15 protein-coding genes are annotated in these 19,969 nt (G+C 32.3%); 13 read left to right on the plus strand and 2 right to left on the minus strand.

Annotated features, from left to right (window positions below):
* Positions 1–28 precede the first annotated feature (28 nt).
* From EJ01_RS03895 to EJ01_RS03945, 10 genes are all read left to right on the plus strand, one after another.
* Entirely contained in the window at positions 29–493 is a 465-nt protein-coding gene (locus EJ01_RS03895; RefSeq protein WP_048081997.1) for a DUF5946 family protein, read from the plus strand.
* Between the two features lie 85 nt (positions 494–578).
* Positions 579–1,163, plus strand: a complete 585-nt coding sequence (locus EJ01_RS03900) for a hypothetical protein (RefSeq protein WP_048081996.1) — start codon at positions 579–581, stop codon at positions 1,161–1,163.
* A 687-nt stretch (positions 1,164–1,850) separates the two neighbouring features.
* Positions 1,851–2,651 carry a Hachiman antiphage defense system protein HamA gene (locus tag EJ01_RS03910; protein ID WP_048081994.1) on the plus strand — a complete coding sequence of 267 codons (801 nt, stop codon included), beginning with the start codon at positions 1,851–1,853 and terminating at the stop codon, positions 2,649–2,651.
* A complete protein-coding gene (locus tag EJ01_RS03915) occupies positions 2,644–6,168 on the plus strand; it encodes a DEAD/DEAH box helicase (protein ID WP_048081993.1) in 3,525 nt (1,174 codons plus the stop codon). Before EJ01_RS03910 ends, EJ01_RS03915 begins: the two co-directional genes overlap by 8 nt.
* 376 nt (positions 6,169–6,544) lie before the next feature.
* A complete protein-coding gene (locus tag EJ01_RS03920; RefSeq protein ID WP_048081992.1) occupies positions 6,545–6,805 on the plus strand; it encodes an AbrB/MazE/SpoVT family DNA-binding domain-containing protein in 261 nt (86 codons plus the stop codon).
* A gap of 21 nt (positions 6,806–6,826) precedes the next feature.
* On the plus strand, positions 6,827–7,261 hold the full coding sequence (locus EJ01_RS03925; protein WP_048081991.1) for a type II toxin-antitoxin system VapC family toxin: 435 nt from the start codon (positions 6,827–6,829) through the stop codon (positions 7,259–7,261).
* A gap of 264 nt (positions 7,262–7,525) precedes the next feature.
* Entirely contained in the window at positions 7,526–8,095 is a 570-nt protein-coding gene (locus EJ01_RS03930) for an XTP/dITP diphosphatase (protein WP_048082244.1), read from the plus strand.
* 50 nt (positions 8,096–8,145) lie between these two features.
* Entirely contained in the window at positions 8,146–8,547 is a 402-nt protein-coding gene (locus tag EJ01_RS03935; protein WP_048082245.1) for a 30S ribosomal protein S15, read from the plus strand.
* A complete protein-coding gene (locus tag EJ01_RS03940) occupies positions 8,513–9,874 on the plus strand; it encodes a single-stranded-DNA-specific exonuclease RecJ (RefSeq protein ID WP_048082246.1) in 1,362 nt (453 codons plus the stop codon). Before EJ01_RS03935 ends, EJ01_RS03940 begins: the two co-directional genes overlap by 35 nt.
* A gap of 315 nt (positions 9,875–10,189) precedes the next feature.
* Complete coding sequence (locus EJ01_RS03945) at positions 10,190–11,377, plus strand: aconitase X catalytic domain-containing protein (protein ID WP_281174066.1); 1,188 nt, start codon at positions 10,190–10,192, stop codon at positions 11,375–11,377.
* Between the two features lie 212 nt (positions 11,378–11,589).
* Here the strand turns inward: EJ01_RS03945 and EJ01_RS03950 are convergent, their stop codons facing one another.
* Positions 11,590–12,462: a DUF7847 domain-containing protein gene (locus EJ01_RS03950; protein WP_048082248.1), complete on the minus strand. Its 873-nt coding sequence runs from the start codon at positions 12,460–12,462 to the stop codon at positions 11,590–11,592.
* A gap of 252 nt (positions 12,463–12,714) precedes the next feature.
* Between EJ01_RS03950 and EJ01_RS03955 the strand changes: the two genes are divergently transcribed.
* The 3 genes from EJ01_RS03955 to pyrB all read left to right on the plus strand — a co-directional run bounded on the left by EJ01_RS03955 (position 12,715) and on the right by pyrB (position 17,308).
* Positions 12,715–15,000: a DEAD/DEAH box helicase gene (locus tag EJ01_RS03955; RefSeq protein WP_048082252.1), complete on the plus strand. Its 2,286-nt coding sequence runs from the start codon at positions 12,715–12,717 to the stop codon at positions 14,998–15,000.
* 259 nt (positions 15,001–15,259) lie between these two features.
* The gene (locus tag EJ01_RS03960) at positions 15,260–15,988 is read left to right on the plus strand and encodes a tRNA (adenine-N1)-methyltransferase (protein ID WP_048082249.1); all 729 of its coding nucleotides are present in this window, start codon (positions 15,260–15,262) and stop codon (positions 15,986–15,988) included.
* 399 nt (positions 15,989–16,387) lie between these two features.
* The gene (pyrB, locus tag EJ01_RS03965) at positions 16,388–17,308 is read left to right on the plus strand and encodes an aspartate carbamoyltransferase (protein WP_394296586.1); all 921 of its coding nucleotides are present in this window, start codon (positions 16,388–16,390) and stop codon (positions 17,306–17,308) included.
* A gap of 436 nt (positions 17,309–17,744) precedes the next feature.
* Here pyrB and EJ01_RS03970 read toward each other — a convergent pair whose 3' ends face one another.
* Positions 17,745–18,893 (minus strand): orc1/cdc6 family replication initiation protein, encoded by a 1,149-nt coding sequence (locus tag EJ01_RS03970; protein ID WP_048082251.1) that lies wholly within the window; start codon positions 18,891–18,893, stop codon positions 17,745–17,747.
* Positions 18,894–19,969 lie beyond the last annotated feature (1,076 nt).

Genomic DNA, 19,969 nt, shown 5'->3' on the forward strand with positions numbered 1-19,969 from the left:
AAATATAACCAGATAATGGAATACAATTATGAATTCAGAGAAACCAGAACAGGAAATGTTCTACAAACTTTCCTGCTACACACAAGCTCATCCCGATCCTTCGTTCATTCATCAACATGCTGTTGATGCATTTGGAGCTCAATACGCCGATGAAAATACTAAACCTATTGGTCTTGCCTTTGCTCTTATTGGCCTTTATCTATATCTAGAAAAGGATTTTACAGGGAGGGAAGTACAGATAGCACATGTTAAACTGGCAAAGCACAGGAAAGAATGGCCAAAATTTCATTTACCAGTGCCCAGAGGTCATGTTACAGTTTACGATGTCCTTGATGCTCCAAGAGGCCCTAAAAGAGATGAAATGATCTATAAATGGTGTATTTCAGTTTGGGATGCATACAGCGACAGCCATGAAAAAGTTGCGGATCTGGTGCAGAGTGAGCTGTACAATAGGCAGAAAAAAAGGAAAAACTTATGCTATAATCCCAGATAATTATTTATTGAATATATGGTGTCATTAGAATTATTAGGGGATATTTAGTCTTTCTAAGCATGATTAAATATATATAGGAGATTATATGAAAAAAATTAAAATAAAAACATATAATTATGGCTATGCGTTACTATTTTGCTTAGTAATTATTGCAATTGTATATTTACTATATTGGCTTCCTAAGCACCCAGAACTAAATTATTTAAGCGCCCTTTACATACTATTGGGGACATTTTTGGTTTCTATAAGCGATAAATGGCTAAATAAAAGAAATCAAGAAGAAAGAAGTAAAAAAGTTAAAAAAAGACTATTACTTGTTGTGAATGATAATATTAAACTCAATATAAAAAGAGCTAAAGCTAACAAAAAATATATTAATGCTTTTCCCTATTCATCCCCGTTAAATAAATTAGACACTATATTCTGGGATTCAGTAAATTCTAAGATTACAGAGGTAGATTTAGAAGCACAGATTATTATATGTTTATTGTCTTTAAATAATCTTGCAGATGAAATAAATGAAACCATTAAAGAGCTTAATTTACTTAAAAAATCTGGGGATAGTCTAGAAATTCATATAAAAGCAAAATCTCTTTTGGACAAAAAAATAGATAAATTTATTAATACTTCAGAAGCATTGTTTAATAAAATAGAAGATAATATTACATAACCATCACCAATTAACCCCTCACTTCTTTTAAGTTATTGAAATCTTTAAGATGTGGCATTAAACTTAATAAGTCTATCTTATCATTAGATGTTTTTTTGATTATTTTTTTACTTTTAATTTTTTTTAATAACATTTCAATAATAAAAAACAGATTAACTGTTCCTCTGAAAATAATATCAAAAGTTTGCTTATGAATGTGGCGATCACATAAAATAATGTAATTAACAAATCCAGAAAATGGCTCACATATTTTTTTCAAGGAGTACATTTATTCTCATAAAAATTTCACAAACGTCCTTAAGAAACATTAGTATTAAAATTATAACAAAGATACGTGAAATCACTCTGGAATAATTTTAGGCCTTCAGAAAACAGTATTTAATTATAAAAGTCAACAAATAACAGGTTTTAATTGTTAAGACAAAGTCAATGTAATCGTTATCATAATTGAAAGATAAAATCGAAAAGTTAATACAATGAAGTTACCAATAACTACTCGAGAGGACTTTAGAGGATTATAAAATACATAAATGTGTTTTAAGACCCCAATATATGGATTAATAATCGCATATATTATTTAATGTGGATTTAACAGATAATTGGACATATATTATGTAAAAATATGTAGAAGAAACATATTGTTGCAAAATAGAACTCATAAGTTATAGAAAATAATTAGGCGTTAAAATGGTTAAGGGTAAGGTCATTAAAAGAAATAATTTCGATAATTTTTGGTTTGAATGTCATCCTAATCCTAAATTTAAAAAATTTAATGCAATACGAGTAAATGAAATTGATGGTATGCGCGAAGACATTAAAAAAGCACTTGTTGAAGCAATTATAGATCACCATATTACTCCTGAAAAAATTGATTCGCGCGAAGAATTAAAGGATTTAGGATACGATATAACTGCAGATTTAATTTTAGACATTCCTAAATCATCTCGTACCAAAAAAGGTAATTTTGGAGAAATAATCTCATCAGAACACTTATGTCAGAGATATAACTATGAAATGCCCGTATTTAAATTGAGGCATTCTGCAAATCCAAATGTACCAATGCCTGGTGAGGACATACTGGCTTTTAATATTGTCAATGACGAGATAAAAACTCTTTGTATTGGTGAAGCTAAAGTTCTAACAAGATATAATAGCAGAACAGTAAATGAAGCTCATGAGAGGCTGGATTATACTTATGAAGTTAGACCAACTTCCTTATCTTTAGTTTACACAGCTTTGAAAGATGTAGATAAAAAATTAGCATTTGAATTGTTAAAACTCATGGGCACCCTCGGCAAACATAGTTTTCCAAGACATAATTGGATTTTTATTATTACGGATAATAAACCACGTGATCCTTTTAAACCCATTTCAGAGAGATCTGAAATTGTGGAAAATCTAAGCGTAATTAGTATACATCTTCCTGATCTTAATAAGTTTATAGATGAAATATTCGAAAAGTGCGTAGCTGAGGTTAAAAATGTCTAATCAAAATCCAGAAATATTGTTTGAAACTTTAGAAAAATTCTCTGAAGACTATTTGGATATGAGATTAGAGGCGCAAGCACATGCTAGATCAATTATAAGCAACTTAAATCCCAATAAAGCACAATGGCCACATTTTAAGAAAGATTTAGATATTAGATTATATTATATGGCTAATTTTCAAATTTTAAGCGCTTTAAATTTATTAGAATTTGAAAAATATCAAAAACCAGCTAAAGATTATTTAAAAAAAGGTGCTGAAGCCTTAGAATACCTATACAAATATCCCGGATGTGATTCTAGCATTTCAGATGAAGTAATTTTCAATTCTATTTTAGCATATTACATTTCAGGTAATTATGCTTCAGCTTATGTATTATCAAAAGAAATTGATGGGAAACTAGAACTTTCTGATCCTCAAAAACTTATTGCCACCTTTTTAAAAAAAGATCTAAAAGGAGCATTAACTAAAGCATTGAATATACTAAATGACAGAAAATATAAAGATCAAATAATTGCTAATGAAATTTTAGAAGGTAATATCGATGAAAATGAAGCTATTTCGAGAGTGTTTAATTATTCGATTGCCAAAGCAGTTTCACTTCATGTAGGGTACGTGAAAACAGGTAAATTAGAATATTATCAAAATTCAATTAAAATAATAGAACACTCAATTAATCTAGCCAAAAAACACAGATTTGTTGATTGGTGGTGGTGGCTATACAGTTTATCATTTATATTCAAAGAATATTATGAAAATAGTCTCTGGAAACAATTGGATTCATTTAAAGAGGATAATAAAGATATAACTAAAAAATACATAAGAAGTCAGCTAAGTCATAAACCTCCTGTTATTGAATTATGGCCTTCTCAAGTTTCCGCAATGCCAATGGTTATTGATGAGCAAAAAAGAAGTTTTTGTCTAAAGATGCCAACAAGTGCAGGTAAAACACGTATAGCTGAATTAACTATTTTAAGATTTTTTTTAGATTCATTAGAGGAACCTCGAAAATGTGTTTATATTGCGCCATTTAGATCATTGGCTTTAGAGATTGAAAAAAAATTTAGAGAGAATTTTAACTTGCTTGGATATAAAGTATCAGAGATATATGGCGGTTTTGATCTAAATCCTGCTGAAAGTACCTTAATTCAAGAGACACATATTTTAGTATTGACACCTGAAAAATTTGATGCTATTTTAAGATATATTCCAGATATAGCAGAAGATATAGGACTGATAATAATTGATGAAGGACACATTATTGATACTACTAAAAGAGGTTTAATGTTTGAGTTTTTTATCCAAAGACTGTTAAATAGATTTAATGATAAAGATTGTAGATTCCTTTTTATTTCTGCAGTTTTACCAAATGCAAAGCAGTTTGCACAGTGGATTACAGGTTCATCTAATCAACTAATAGAGTCAGATTGGAGACCTTCTAGACTAATGTTAGGTAGATTAACATGGAGAGGAGAAAGTGCCTGGATAAATTATACTCATAATCTTTATGACAATTTTAATCAAGATTGTTTCGTGCCTAACTTTGTTGAAAGAACAAAGATTGAGGGGCTTCCCGGCGCTGGGAGACTAAAAAATCCATTTCCTAATAATGCCAACGAAGCTTTTGCCCTTTCAGCATTATTATTTGCAAGAAAAGGTACTACTCTTGTTTTTGTCCCGCAAAAACGTCAGGCAAAACCTTTTGGTGATCTTATATTACAAGCAATAAGGAAACAACGTATAATTGAAAAATCCAAAGGTAAAGATTTTGAGTTACCTTCCATAAACGAAAAAAGTGAATACTTTAAAGAATGTAAGAGAATAATTGAATCAGAAATGGGGAAAGGCTCGTTTTTGCTTAAGTTTCTTAAAAATGGATTTGTAATACATCACGCAGGCCTACCTAGTCGTGTAAGGATTGCTATTGAAGATTTAGTTCGTGCAAATGATATTAAGCTCATAATAGCGACAACTACTCTTGCGGAAGGCGTAAATTTGCCAATTAAGACTGTACTTATTAAAGGTTTATATATCGATATGGGAAAAAAATTAGACTCACTTCGTTTTTGGAATATTTGTGGTCGAGCAGGAAGAGCAGGTAAAGAAAATGAAGGCCAAATCCTCTTTTGTTTAGATGAAACAATAAAATTTGATAAACACAAGCGGAATTTAGCAAATATAAATCTAGTAATTCATAGATTTAAAACATCTGAAGTTGTTAGTATGATCTATAAATTGCTATATACAGTTGTAAGGGAATGGAAAAGGAAGTATCCCGATGTAGATATCAGCAAGTTATGTATTAACTTAGCTAATAATTCTTATACTTGGATAGATGAAGATAATCAAAATTTCTTCCGCGTGTGGATGGATATATTAGATTCTCATCTTTTGGCAATATCTGAAGAATCCGATGTTAAAGAAATATCACCAAGTACTTTACAGGAAATATTGGAAGGTTCACTTTTATTTATACAATTACAACAAAGGCGTGATGCATATTTGAGTATAGATTTAATAAATGAAATCTTAAGTTCTCGTATTCATTATATTTGGTCAAAATATCCCAGTTCTAATGTTCGTAAACGTATATACAAATTAGGAATGAGACTTTCAGATTGTGAACTTATTGAGAATAATAGGGAATATTTGTACAACCTATTTGAGGAATCTATTCTTTGGGATGAGCTTTCAGAAGAAAAACGAGTTAATTTATTAATTAAAATTTCAAAATTCATTTTACAGTTAAAAGAAATTGTAGATAATAGACCTATTCCCAAACAATGGCCTCAAATAATCTCTTCATGGTTAAAAGGTAAAGAAGTTTTAAATATGGTTGAGGATGACCATATAAACACATTTACTAATGATCCTACTGAATTACGTTTATTTTTAGAGGATATGGGTGGTTATAGGCTACCTTGGGGATTAACCAGTATTGTAAATTATCTTAAAATGATTGAAGAGGACAAATCTATGGATATTCCATCAATATGTTCATACTTCTCAGGGATGTTTAAATATGGGGTTAATAATCCAGTAGCAGTATGTATTTTGCCATACTTAAATCAGGAAAGATATTTGGCATTAACTCTAGCAGATATATGCCCTTATACTATTGAAAATCCAAAAAAAATAGTTGAATGGTTCAATAATCTTACTGAAGAACAATTAATTGAAAAAGGAATTAAAAAAACTGTTTCAAGACATATTATTCAATTAATGAATGATAATGCTTATAATGGACAAGTATTTCTTAAAGATTTAATTACTATTAATTTGACTTCTGAGCTCATTAATCTAATTAATGAAGGAGATAATGTACTTTTAGCGCCTAGACTAGATATATCTCAAAATCATTATCAAATATTAACTATTGATGGTCATGATCTTGGAACATTCGAATATTATGAGCCGATTCCGAAATGGTGGTATGAATTTCAAATTACTGATTCAATAATTGAAAATATTCAATACAAAGAGGGATTATATAAAGTTTCAATTAGAATAGAAACTTAAAACTAGTGCCAATAAATTTCCATAGAATATAATTAACATCTACTTTTCCTCTGTAAAAATTATAAAATCTCGCCAGTACAATCTTGCGTCGAGATATTAATCCCCATCTTACGCAAATTTAGATATTAATTATTAAAAACAATATGTACTCCTTAAAATCAGTAGTAATGACTATTAATTTTAAAAATTCCTACAAATAAATCGCTCAGAACATATACTATATTAACTAAGTAAAAATTAATGCTAATTTTTAGGTATAAAACTAATTTTAGGTAAAAATTTTTTTTAGGTAGAAAATTTTATATACCTTAAACACCCATAGTACCTATAAGGATTATGAAAATTTTTTATGATCCTTTTTAGGAGGAACACAAATATGCTAGATTTAGACAACACCGTTGTAAAACAGGTTGACAATCAAGGAAGGATTGTTTTGCCAAAAAAATGGAGAAATGAACACTTAAAAAGCTCCTCTGTTAAATTACAAATTACGGATGGTGAAATACATGTCTTTCCTTACGAACCAGAAGATATCAGCGATCTTTTTGGTTCAATAGAGATCGACCTTGAATCAGACCGAAGCGATTGGAAAGCAATGAAAAAAGAACTAATCGTAAAAGGTTCAAAAAGAAAATGAAATTACAGGAAAAGAATAACCATGAGATGTATAGATGCAAACGTGATCATACATGCTTTGATCAACGAAAAAAAACAGGATTTAAGTCCTAAAACAATACAAATAAAAGAAAATGCTAAAAAAATTGTTAATCGCCTAATACAAGGAAAAGAAACTGTTTATATTACAACAGTTCAAATTTCAGAAGTCATTAATATAATTGACTCCTTCACCAACAATGAAACATCGATGCGAATCCAACGGTTTTTAATAGATAATCCAGCATTCGAAATAATTGAAACATCAAAAAAAGATATGCTGGAAGCTCATAAAATCGTTCAAAAATACAAAGAGAACAAAATCGGTCTTAATGATGCGATTGCATACATAAGCATGAAAAATAGAGGATGTACGGAAATATATACATTCGATAGCCATTTTAATATATTTCCAGGCATCCAACGAATAACTGAATAAAGTGAAACATGGATGGAATCAGTGGTAGCTGATTTTTATCCAATTCACATTTTGATCTAACTACTTTCTTATATAAATTTTATGCATCAAAATTTTAATATCTCATTAGCTATTTAATATAAATAATCAATTTAGCATTACATATTCTTTTGAATATCTTGCATAAACCTATTAAAGCTCATTTTAGCACAAATAAAATGGATTTGTAATTGTAAAAACATTTTTATGGCGGTATAGTTAAACTATATATTGAGAGGGTATAAAATGACTCTAAGCATTACATTTATAACTGGTAACAAACACAAAGTTAAAGAAGCCAAAGGAATTTTTGAAAATTTTGGCATAGAGCTTGAACATACAGATCTAGGCTACCCTGAAGTGCAGGGAGAGCTGGTTGATGTGGCCAAATTTGGCGCAGAGTATGCTGCAAGCAAACTAGAAGGGCCTGCAATAGTAGAAGATGCTGGTCTTTTTATAAAAGCCTTAAACTGGTTTCCAGGGACTTATTCGTCCTACGTGCAGGAAACACTTGGTAATAAAGGCATTTTAAAGCTCATGAATGATGTTGAAGACAGGTACGCCGAATTCAGGTCGGTTATTGGCTACTGCACACCCAAAGCCGAGCCCGAGGTTTTTTTAGGCGCTGTTCCAGGACATATTGCATACGAAGAGCGGGGAAATTATGGATTTGCTTACGATCCGCTTTTTATTCCAGAAGGGTACGATAAGACCTTTGGAGAGCTTACAACAGATGAAAAAAATGAATTTTCTCACAGGAGAATGTCGCTTGAAAAATTTGCATCATGGTTAAATGAACATGCTGCAAGTGATTAATCCATGTAAAATTCTGTTAAACTAACTAAATTAATTAAGAGGTGATTTTAATGGCAATTAAGCCTGAATGGGTTGAATACTCAACCGAAGAAATAGAAGAGTTAATCTTAAAACTCACAAAAGAAGGAAACTCCACAAGTAAAATCGGAATTATATTAAGAGACCAGTACGGAATCCCAGATGTTAAACTCATAACCGGACAGAAAATAACCAAAATCCTTGAAAAACACGACCAGGGACTCGAATACCCTGAAGACCTCATGAACCTCATAAGAAGAGCAGTAAACATAAGGGAACACCTTGAAGAAAATCCAAAAGATCTCCACACAAGGAGAGGTTTAAGGATTATCGAATCTAAAATAAGAAGATTAGTCAGATACTACACAAGAGAAGGTGTACTCCCTGAAGGATGGAGATATGACCCAAGAAGCGCAGCATTACTTGTTAAATAGAGCTGACGAAGCCTGTTCCCTTTTAAAGGAACATATTAAAAAGGATCATGTTGTGAGAGTAATCTCACACAATGATTCTGATGGACTGTCCGCTGCAGGAGTAATGTGTAACGCAATTTCCAAACAAGGCGGTAAATTTCATGTCACAATAGTTCCAAGACTCAAAGAAGAGTTTGTAAGGAAATTAAGGAATGAAAGGTACAAATTATTCGTTTTCTGTGATATGGGTAGTGCATACCCTGATCTTATAAGTAAATTAAAAGCTGATTCAATAATTGCCGACCACCACCAGGTGTTAGGTGATCATGACAAAGAATATGAAAATTTAGTTCATGTAAACCCACATCTCTTTGGAATGGACGGAACAAGAGACGTGAGCGCCTCAGGAGTTTCTTATTTAACTGTCCGCGGAATGGACAATGTAGAGCTTACAGGGCTTGCATTAGTCGGTGCCTATGGGGATATGCAGTGCAGTGAGGAAATCATAGGCGTCAACAAGATGATGCTTGACGAAGGCCTCAATGCTGGCGTAATCGAAGAACATGAAGACCTTAAAATAACCTACAAAAAGGAAGAACCACTCTATAAAGCACTTTCATATACTTTTAACCCTGCTTTAAAGGGTATTTCTGGAGATCCTGAAGGAACTAAAGCATTCCTGGAAGAACGCGGATTATCCTATGGAATTAAGTTCGACGATCTAGCAGAAGAAGAAAAAGACCTGTTAAAAGAAGAACTCATGAAAATAACTCCTAAAATATTTGACAAAGTTTACAGCATACCCCGTGAAACTCCCGTTTTGAGGAATATCGAAGACTATTCAAGGATCCTTGATGCCTGCGGTAAAAATAAAAAGTACGGTGTCGGACTGAGCATCTGTATCGGGGAAAGAGAGAATGCCCTTGAAGAAGGCATAGGATTTGCTAAAAAGTACAGAGACAGTCTTGTTAAGGGTATAAACTGGATTAAAAAAGAAGGATCAGTTCACTTGGATAATATTCAATATATTTACACTGAAGACAAATCCAGAAAAAGTCTAATGGGTACAATATCCAGTATTGGACTGGAACTTGAAATTTTAGACCCAAATAAGCCAGTGATTGCCATATCCAAAATGGATAACATCATAAAAGTGTCTGGAAGGACCAGCATGGAACTCATTAGAAAAGGTGTGAACCTAGGTTATGCCCTTGGTGAAGCTGCTAAAAGCTTCAATGGAGCTGGTGGAGGTCATAATATCGCTGCAGGTGCAGTGGTGCCTTTTAAAGATATGGATAATTTTACTGATATCGTTGATGAGATAGTTGGGACTCAGATCCGTCAATGAATTTTTTCTTATTTTAAATCCAATTCTAACTTAAATTTCTATTCTCTATTTTTATTAATTTACTTTAATACATCCCAATACAGTTAAATCAGGTAATTTCAACATTTTATCCATTAAAACTTAGTATTGAGCGGTGTTGCCAATAAAACATGTAAAATATAAAATAAATTACTATTTTTGATCCGGGTAAATATAAATTAAATTAAATTGAATATAAAAATAAATTCAAAATAAATCTTGAAGATATTAACTATAAAAAATACACCAATTTAGCTTCCAGTTGAAGCTAATAAATTTAAAATTTTAGTGATTTTTATGTACCTTACACCCCAAGAAGAAAAAATGCTCGAAGGCGAATATGGGTCTTCAGTTCAAAAAAGTATGGAAATATTAGTCGCCTTAGGCGATATATACAACGCTAAAAAGCTGGTGAACATAACATCAGCACAGATATCGGGAGTTTCATATAAAACAATTGGAGATGCCGGTTTAGAGTTTTTAAAGGATATGGCTCAGGATGCAGAAGTCATAGTTCCATCAACCTTAAACCCTGCTGGTGTTGACCTTGACAGAAGAGACCTTGGATTTAGTGATGAATTTACAAAATGGCAGCTAAAAATAATTGAAGCCTACAGGAAGATGGATATAACCACCACATGTACATGTACCCCTTATCTTGTCGGAAACGTTCCTATGACCGGAGATCACATCGCATGGTCTGAATCATCTGCTGTAGCATATGTAAACTCAGTAATTGGTGCTAAAACAAACAGAGAAGGGGGACCTGGGGCACTTTCGGCTGCAATCTGTGGAAAAACCCCAGAATATGGTTACCATCTTGACGAAGAAAGGAAAGCTAATTTAATTGTCGATCTTGAAACTGAAATTAAAGGAACAGACTATGGGGCTATTGGTTACCTTGTTGGGAAAGCTGTTGGTGATGGAGTTCCTTATTTTAGATTTAAAAACACCTCAAAAAGAGATAATTTGAAAAGTTTAGGTGCTGCACTTGCTTCATCAGGCGCCGTTGCACTTTACCATGTTGAAAATTTAACTCCAGAATACAAGTTTGCACTTGAAGGATTGGAAACCAGCGATCTGGAAAAAATCAGCATTGGAAGGGAAGAAATTAGCGAAACCAGAGAAAAACTATCAACAAGCAGCAAAAAACCGGATTTAATATGCTTAGGCTGCCCGCATGCATCCATCGAAGAAATCAAGACCATTGCAGAGAAAGTGGCTGGAAAACAGCTTCAAAACGAGTTGTGGGTTTGCACATCAATTTCAGTAAAAGCTGCAGCAGACAGAATGGGCTACACAGACATAATCGAAAAAGCAGGTGGAAAAATGGTATGCGACACATGTATGGTAGTTGCACCGATTGAAGAGCTCGGCTTTGATGTTATTGGAGTGGATTCAGCTAAAGCAGCCAATTATGTGCCAAGTATGTGCGGATTAGACGTTGTTTTCGATGAATTAGAAAATATGATTGTTGAGAAATAGATGATGTTGTATTTACCTATTTTCAAAATTTAATTGTTAAAATAGATAACAACGTTTTCAATGGTTTTGAAAATGTAATTGTTGAGAATATGTAAAATTACATCTATTTTACGCTTTTTAATTTCTTTTTCCTCTAACTTAGTGTTTTTTTAGGATCTAAACATTCTCTTATTTTTATATCTTATTATAGCTCATATTGCCAGTTGAACTCCTTATTTTTCAGTTGACACTATATGATCCTTTACATCGCCGTTAATCCACTGAAAGCCCATTTTTAATTCCATATACATGTAAGTCATCACCAGGGCAAAATAAGGAACAAGTATGATACTTACCAAAAGCCCTGCAACCTGGGTTGCAAGCGGACCGGCTACCACAGCTAAAGGTGTAAAAATAATTCCCAGTATAAAACCTATTACCAGTGAAATAACACCATTAATTAACGCGACAAGGAATACTGTTAGTTTATTATTCCAGAATATATGGTAACTGTCTTTAATTGAGCCTATAACTGATTTTTGACCTACAACTACTGACTGGTTAAATACAAAGAATATCAGTGAAATTAAGATATAACCAATGAAGAATATCAGTGAACCCGCTAAAAGCAGTGAAATTCCACCTAGTATCATGTTATTAAAAAGCAGATAAAAGCTTAAAATTAGCGGTGCCGCTACTATAACCATCAAAATCATCTTTATAATTGAAACTACGAATATTTTGGGGAAATATTTTATTCCATCTTTCCATGCAATATCAAGACTTGCAGAGCCGTCCATTATTATTTGTTTAGCCATTCCAACCGTAGCAGCAGTTCTAAATGCATTTATAACAAATATCAATATTTCAATGATTAGTAGAATCAAACCAGCTGTAAGAAGGGTATTTAAATTAATTTGAGAGAATATAGATGGTGTGAAATTCCACATAATGCTTAAATTAGGCGATAAAATTGCCATTACTCCAAAAAAGCCCACAATAAATAATAATACCGTTAATATTGAAGCTATTATAGAAGGTACAGTTATTTTCCAATTTCTTCTAAAACTTTCAATTGATTTTGAATAATAATCTCCTATATCCATAAAATTTCCCCCTTTAATAAATTGAATAATGTAACAGCACTTTGAATTAATCATATCCTATTTAATTATGAATTACTTTCCATATAAAAAAACTTTCTCTTTTTAACTATTAAAAGGAAATAATAGCTTAATTATATATTTAAATTGATTAAGATCCTATTTTCAGGATTTATGTGGATTAAATTAATATTTCAATCCAACATATCTAACTTAAAATTGAACTTTTTATATGATCATGGCCAATATAGAAACATGCAAAAGTGGATAGAACACTCCCTAATCAAAGATCAAAAAATAGAATCACGGCTTTATCAACAACTTCTAGCTGCAGACGTGCTTAAAAAAGGAAATACTATGATAGTAGCGCCTACAGCACTTGGAAAGACAATAGTAGCAGTTTTAGTTGCAGCAGAGCGGATCAAAAATTTCAAGGGCTCAAAAGTTCTTATTCTCGCACCAAGCAAGCCCTTAGTTGTCCAGCACGAGGAAAGCTTCAGGGAATTTTTAAACATCCCAGCAACATCATTAACTGGTGATGTGAAGCCGGAAGAGAGAATTAAAAGATGGAACGATCATCAAGTCATATGTGCAACCCCCCAGACTATAGAATCTGACTTAATATCATCCAGATATTCCATGGAGAACGTTTCACTGGTTGTATTTGATGAATGCCACAGGGGAGTTGGATCTTATTCTTACGTTTATTTAGCAGGTAAATACCTGCAGCAAAGTAAATATCCTCTGGTGCTTGGACTTACAGCTTCTCCAGGGTCTGTTGAAGATAAAATTAATGAAGTATGCGAAAATCTCTTTATAAATGATGTGATCATTAAAAGCGAAGAAGATCCTGACGTTGCACCATACTTTAATCCAGTAGAAACCAAATGGATAAAGACAGAGCTTACAGAAGAGCTCAAAGAGATAAAAAAATGTATCGATACCGTGTTAAAGGCGAGGCTGAACACGCTTAAGAAAATGGGTGTTATAAAGTCTGTGAATATGGGTAAAAAGGATGTTTTAATAGCTAAAGGGGCTGCCCAAAAAAGAATTGCACAGAGTTCTAATCCACCTAAAAAATGTTATTATGCAGTTTCAGTGTTAACTGCAGTTATAAATGCAATGCACGCTGTTGAACTCCTTGAGACCCAGGGAATAAGCACGCTTGACAAATACTTTGACCGGCTTAAAAAGAAAAGGACAAAGGCTGCTAAAGGCCTCTTAATGGATGAAGATTTCTCAAAGGCAATTCGCCTCACTAAAAAAGCGAATGAAAATGGAATTGAACACCCTAAACTTCAATTGCTGGCCGATATTCTAAAAAAAGAACTTAATAACAAAGATTCCAAAATAATTGTTTTCACACAGTTTAGAGATACAGTAGATCGAATATATGAAAAATGTGGTGAAGAAGGAATTAATGCAGTAAAATTTTTTGGCCAGGCTTCAAAAGAAGGTGAAAAAGGATTAACCCAGAAAAAGCAGAAAGAAGTAATCAAAGCTTTTAAAATGGGTGTTTATGATGTTTTAATATCCACAAGTGTTGCCGAGGAAGGTATAGATATACCTGCAGTGGACCTTGTAATCCTTTATGAACCCGTTCCATCAGAAATAAGAATGATACAACGTCGTGGGAGAACTGGAAGAAAAAACAAAGGTAAAATGTACATTTTAATTACTAAAGGTACTAGGGATGAAGCCTATTACTGGACAAGTATTAATAAAGAGCATAGGATGAAAAAACAGCTTTCCAAGAGAGTTAAACGGAATATAGCCCCAAATGAAATCGTTAAAATGCTCCCCCGCGAAGAAGAAAAAGATGGGGAAAAAGTTATAAAACCTTTAATATACGCAGATTCAAGGGAAGGTAATTCCAGGGTTTTACGCGAACTTGATAAGTTAGATGCAGTTATCGAAGTTAAAGCACTTCCGGTAGCAGATTATCAGGTAAGCGGTGAAGTTGGAATCGAGCGAAAAACTGCAAAAGACTTTGTAGGCTCAATCATTGATAAAAGGCTGTATAAACAAGCAAAGGAACTGGTTGAAAATTTCAGGAAGCCTGTGATTATACTGGAAGGAGATGATCTGTATTCTTCCCTCCTTAACCCAAATGCAATAAGAGGAGCTCTATCATCTATAGCTGTTGATTTCGGTATTCCTATAATCCCAACCAGATCTGAAGAAGATACTGCTGCAATGATTTTAAGAATCGCTATAAGGGAACAGATACAGGACAAATCACCAGTACAGGTCAGAACTGAGAAAAAACCACTTACACTATACGAACAGCAGCTGTACATTGTAGAGTCACTGCCAAATATTGGCCCAGTTACTGCTAAAAAACTGCTCAATGAATTCGGTTCTGTGAAAAATATCATTAATGCATCACAGGGAGAACTTAAATCAGTGGAAGGAATTGGGGATAAAATAGCCAAAAGCATAGTTGATGTGGTGAGTTCAGGTTTTAGAAAAATCAGTGAAAATAAAACTAAAAAGCTCATAGAAGTTGATGAATCAAAAGATAACATAGAAAATGAATAAAAAAATGAATAATGATTATTCAACAGGCTTATAGAATTAGTTGAACTATGAACATTAGTTACTGCAAAGTCAAATAAGTTGAAAGTAGCGCTGAAAAGTTATAGAAGTAAATAAGTATGTACCCTAAAAATAAAAATAAATTAGAGTACTATTTACTAGATTTATAAGAGTATAGATTAAATGATCATTTATTCCCCAAGGATCAGTCAGTTTAAATTAAATTCAAAATACATATTATTAAACATGAGGAGTGGAAATATTGCGTATTTTAATGGATGAAAGGGGCAAGAAATACATTGCCCGGGATGAAGAATTTCACACTAACTTTGGTTTTATAACAAAAGAGGATATGGAAAATGGTAAACCAGGAGATATCCTTAAAACTCATTTAGGTCATGAATTTAAAGTTTTAAAGGCAAATATCAATGATTATATTGATTTAATGGAAAGAAAATGTTCAATAATATTACCTAAAGATATAGGAATTATAACAGCATTTACAGGTATGGGTTCTGGCGACAGGGTAATTGATGCCGGAACTGGAGCCGGGGCCACAGCACTTCATTTTGGAAATATAGTGGGGAAAGAAGGTGAAGTAAACTCATACGAGATCCGTGAAGATTTTACAGAAATTGCAAAACGTAACGTGGAGAATTTTGGCCTTGAAAACGTGCATATTAAATGCAAAGATATCACTGAAGGAATTGAAGAAAAAGATGTTGATGTAATATTTTTGGATTTACCAAGGCCGTGGGATGTTGTTGAACATGCCAAAGAGGCTCTTAAAATCGGAGGCTATATTGCAACTTATGCTCCTTACATTGAACAGGTACAGGTACTTCATAAAGTGCTTAAAAAATTCGGTTTTTCAGATCTAAATACTGTTGAGTGTAATTTACGCGAAATTGAAGTAAAGGCTAAAGGAACTAGGCCCAAAACAAGGGCTGTTGGCCATACTGGTTACTTGACATTTGCAAGGAATTTGTAGTATGAGTATAGTGAATGACCAAATATTTTTTGACTTAAAATTTTTAAGTATTCGAAAAATTCAAAGCACGTAACCTAATTATCTTATCATTTAAAAACTTATGTTTACGGAACGAAGCTGGAGAAAAATGTTTACAAAATCTACGATTTTGTAACAGCGCACACGAAGTGTTTGCATGCCATGCATTTTTCTACGCCTGAGGAAATTTATTTCCTCGGCCGCAAAAATCTTCGATTTTTGACAGTTCCGTAACCGTGAAAATTCATAGAATTTTCACATGTCATTCACTATAAACTTAAAATATGATTAGAATCTAAAGAAAATAAGAATATTTTAATTACATTCTCAAATTAATAAACTTAAAATCACTACGAATAATCTTAAAAGTTCAGTTATGGTGTGTTTATGGCTTTCAATCAAAAAGATATTATTTCAATAAGGGATTTTGACAGAAAAGATATAGAATATATCCTGAAACTAGCCGAAGAAATGGAACCTATCGCTAGATCAGAAAAAAAATCAGATGCGCTGTCTGGAAAACTGCTGGGAATGCTTTTTTATGAACCATCAACAAGGACAAGGCTTTCATTTGAAGCTGCAATGAAACGTCTGGGCGGCAGTACAATTGGTTTTGCAGAAGCTGGGACAAGTTCTGCAACGAAGGGTGAAAACTTAACAGATACCGTGCGGATAGTAGGGGAATATTCTGATGCACTTGTTATAAGGCATAATATGGAAGGAACTGCCCGTTTTGTCGCGAATATAGTTGATGTCCCTGTAATAAATGCGGGAGACGGTGCCGGCCAGCACCCAACTCAAACAATGCTTGATCTTTATACTATGAAACGAATCCTTGGAAGAATTGATGACCTGCGTATTGCACTTGTGGGAGACCTTAAATATGGAAGGACAGTACATTCCCTGGCATATGCACTTGCAAAGTTCGATGTTGATGTGAGCTTTGTATCACCAAAAGAACTTAAAATGCCCCGTGAAATTCTCCATGACCTAAGTAAAAGTGGAGTTGACGTGTACGAAACTGATAATATCCATGAAGTGCTGGATAAGACAGATGTTCTGTACGTGACAAGGATCCAGAAAGAAAGATTCCCTGATCCTGCAGAATATTTGAAAATTAAGGGTGCTTATACCATCACTTCCAAGCTTTTAGAGGGAAGTGATGCCATTGTAATGCATCCACTGCCTAGAATCGATGAAATATCACATGATGTGGATAATACTCCGCAGGGCAGATACTTTGAGCAGGCTTTTTATGGAGTACCTGTTAGAATGGCTCTGTTAAAGTCTGTGATTAAATAAAATCAGTTAATTATATTAACTATGAATAGTCTATAAAACTAATTTCGATCATGTCCATGATCCGGTGCATGAGTTATACTTCACGTTAAATTGTAGTTTTAATTGATTATATGTGATTTATCTTAAAAAAATGCAATTTACTTAACCAGACACACGAAAATGAAGCGATATTATTTACACAACATTCTGGGCATGAACGGCTATTTAACTAATATACATCATTTATTTTTTGTTTTAAAAATTCTAAAATATTAAACATTAATTAATCTTAAGATAGATGCTTTAAAATATAATTAAGATGCATTTCAAGTGAAAATAAGTTTAATAAGCCTGTTTAGTCAACACTTTTTTAAAGTAGGATATATTTCAAGTGAAAATAGATTGATATGTAGAAAAAATACTCTTTTTAGTTAGTATAAAATAAAAAGTTATGACACTATGCACTCCACATAGCATCCTCAAGAAGATTAATTTCACACTGTAAATCTATAATATTTGTTCGTCCTCTACCCCTACCTCTAGAGATTGTTTTAGTTGAAATAAGTCCTAACATTTCTAATTCATTTATAAAATCAAATATCCGACGATAAGATACTGAATCTCCCTTGGAAACTTCTTTATAAACTTCATAGAGTCTTCCAGATGTTATTTCTTCTTTTCTCTTAGTAAGATAGAGTAATGATTCCAGAACTTTCTGCTGCTGGCTTGGTAAAGTCATTATGATATCAGTAACTTTGTTATGCTCAATATGGTCCTTTGCTTCCCTTACATAATCCTCAAATACAATGTCAGAACCTTTTTCATCTGCAAGTTCACCTGAAGTCCTGAGGAGGTCCAGAGCATATCTAGCATCCCCTTCTTCTTTTGCTGCAAGAGCTGCACAAAGCGGAATTACATCATCATTTAAGACATTGTCTCTAAAAGACAATGCTGCCCTTTCTTCCAGGATATCAACAAGTTGTTGAGCATTGTACGGTGGGAAAACAATCTCTCGATCACGTAAACTGCTTTTTACCCTTGGTTTTATGAATTTTTTAAAATCAACATAGTTACTTATAGACGCGATTGCAACATTTTCAGTCCTTGTAAGAGTGTAAAGAAGACCATCACCATCGTTTTTCAATAATATATCGATTTCATCAAGAAGAATAATTAAAATAAGGTCCTTTCCAAATACATTCTTTTTAAAAAGATTTCTAAATGATTGTATCACTTCAGCTTTTGTCCAACCTCTGTAAGGAACGTTTTGACCCATTTGCTGACATAAATGAGCTATAACTTGATATTCAGTTGTGTAATCAGTACATCTTACATATTCTACCCTTACATTAAGATTTTTGTCCTTTGCCATCTGTAATAATTGTTTTTTTGTAAATTTAGCTACTGCTGTCTTTCCAGTACCTGTCTTACCGTAAATAGTTATATCTGGTGGAGTGACGCTGTTTAAAGCTTCAATCCAATATTTAGCAACAGATCGGATCTGTTCTTCACGGTGAGGTAACTTATCAGGTAAAAATCTATGATCCAAAAATTTTTTGCACTTAAAAACAGTGTTTTTTTCACCGAGTTCTTCAAAGATGTTCATACTGACCACTTATTTATAGTTAAAAGAAGCCTTTAATTAATAATACTTCAAGCTTCAAAAGAATGATCGAAAAATATCAATACACTTGAAATCTTTCTCTAGTAAATTAAATTGTCACTCAACTCATATAAATGTTCAAACAGAGAGGTGCATTTCAAGTGTAAAATAATAAATTCAATATTATTTGTATTACAATTCCATATAAAAGGACATGCATTTCAAGTGTAAAAAACCCATAAAGCAAAATTTTCATTTTAACAAGGGACATGCATTTCAAGTGTAAAAAACATTTTGAAGCTACTGCTGCCAATTAAACTTAATAATTTAAAAAATAAAATTATTAATATATTACAAAAGCAGAGTTTCACAACTTTAAAATAAAATTTAAGTATTTTAATAATATATTTTTTAATATAAAACATTTTTAACCAATATTTATTGAATTTAAAATATTTAAATTGATTTTTTAGATCAGATTTAATTTGTAGATAATGAGACCTACATTTCAAGTGTAAACAAATAATTCTCTAAGATATTTTGAAATTTTAATTTTGTAAGGGACATCCATTTCAAGTGTAACATTTGATTCATGAATTAATGAATGATTTTATGCAGAGAGTCATTTCAACTGTATCAAATGTACAAAGATCATAAACAAATTTGCATTATTGTAAACATCCCACAATTGAGACGTATTAATATTTAAATGCAGTGTAAATGGGACTATACTAAAATAAAATGGAAATAATATCTCAAATTTACTTTAAATAAAAATATTTCAACTATATTCTGCATTTAATATAGATCTAAATAATAGTAGTGTTTCAAGTGTAATTCAAGAAAAGCCAGGAATTCATAATTAAATATTTAAATAAAAAATTAGAACAGTTTACATGCCTCAAAATATTATTTTAAGTGTAATTTAAGAGTATAAAAACAATATAAATGTTTATATTATTTTAAAATTTAAATTAAATAGAATAAGGCATTTTAAGTGTAATTTAAGAGTATAAAATTAATAGAGTAAATTAATATTAAGATAGTTTGTAGAGTATAAAATCAATTGAAGTAAATCT

This window comes from Methanobacterium veterum (assembly GCF_000745485.1).
Classification (GTDB): Archaea; Methanobacteriota; Methanobacteria; order Methanobacteriales; family Methanobacteriaceae; genus Methanobacterium_D; species Methanobacterium_D veterum.

What these genes read in the sequence shown, in the direction of transcription:
- EJ01_RS03895 (WP_048081997.1), top strand. Translation starts at nt 29, where the DNA reads ATGAATTCAGAGAAACCAGAACAGGAAATGTTCTACAAACTTTCCTGC.
- EJ01_RS03900 (WP_048081996.1), top strand. Translation starts at nt 579, where the DNA reads ATGAAAAAAATTAAAATAAAAACATATAATTATGGCTATGCGTTACTA.
- EJ01_RS03910 (WP_048081994.1), top strand. Translation starts at nt 1,851, where the DNA reads ATGGTTAAGGGTAAGGTCATTAAAAGAAATAATTTCGATAATTTTTGG.
- EJ01_RS03915 (WP_048081993.1), top strand. Translation starts at nt 2,644, where the DNA reads ATGTCTAATCAAAATCCAGAAATATTGTTTGAAACTTTAGAAAAATTC.
- EJ01_RS03920 (WP_048081992.1), top strand. Translation starts at nt 6,545, where the DNA reads ATGCTAGATTTAGACAACACCGTTGTAAAACAGGTTGACAATCAAGGA.
- EJ01_RS03925 (WP_048081991.1), top strand. Translation starts at nt 6,827, where the DNA reads ATGAGATGTATAGATGCAAACGTGATCATACATGCTTTGATCAACGAA.
- EJ01_RS03930 (WP_048082244.1), top strand. Translation starts at nt 7,526, where the DNA reads ATGACTCTAAGCATTACATTTATAACTGGTAACAAACACAAAGTTAAA.
- EJ01_RS03935 (WP_048082245.1), top strand. Translation starts at nt 8,146, where the DNA reads ATGGCAATTAAGCCTGAATGGGTTGAATACTCAACCGAAGAAATAGAA.
- EJ01_RS03940 (WP_048082246.1), top strand. Translation starts at nt 8,513, where the DNA reads ATGACCCAAGAAGCGCAGCATTACTTGTTAAATAGAGCTGACGAAGCC.
- EJ01_RS03945 (WP_281174066.1), top strand. Translation starts at nt 10,190, where the DNA reads ATGTACCTTACACCCCAAGAAGAAAAAATGCTCGAAGGCGAATATGGG.
- EJ01_RS03950 (WP_048082248.1), bottom strand. Translation starts at nt 12,462, where the DNA reads ATGGATATAGGAGATTATTATTCAAAATCAATTGAAAGTTTTAGAAGA.
- EJ01_RS03955 (WP_048082252.1), top strand. Translation starts at nt 12,715, where the DNA reads ATGCAAAAGTGGATAGAACACTCCCTAATCAAAGATCAAAAAATAGAA.
- EJ01_RS03970 (WP_048082251.1), bottom strand. Translation starts at nt 18,893, where the DNA reads ATGAACATCTTTGAAGAACTCGGTGAAAAAAACACTGTTTTTAAGTGC.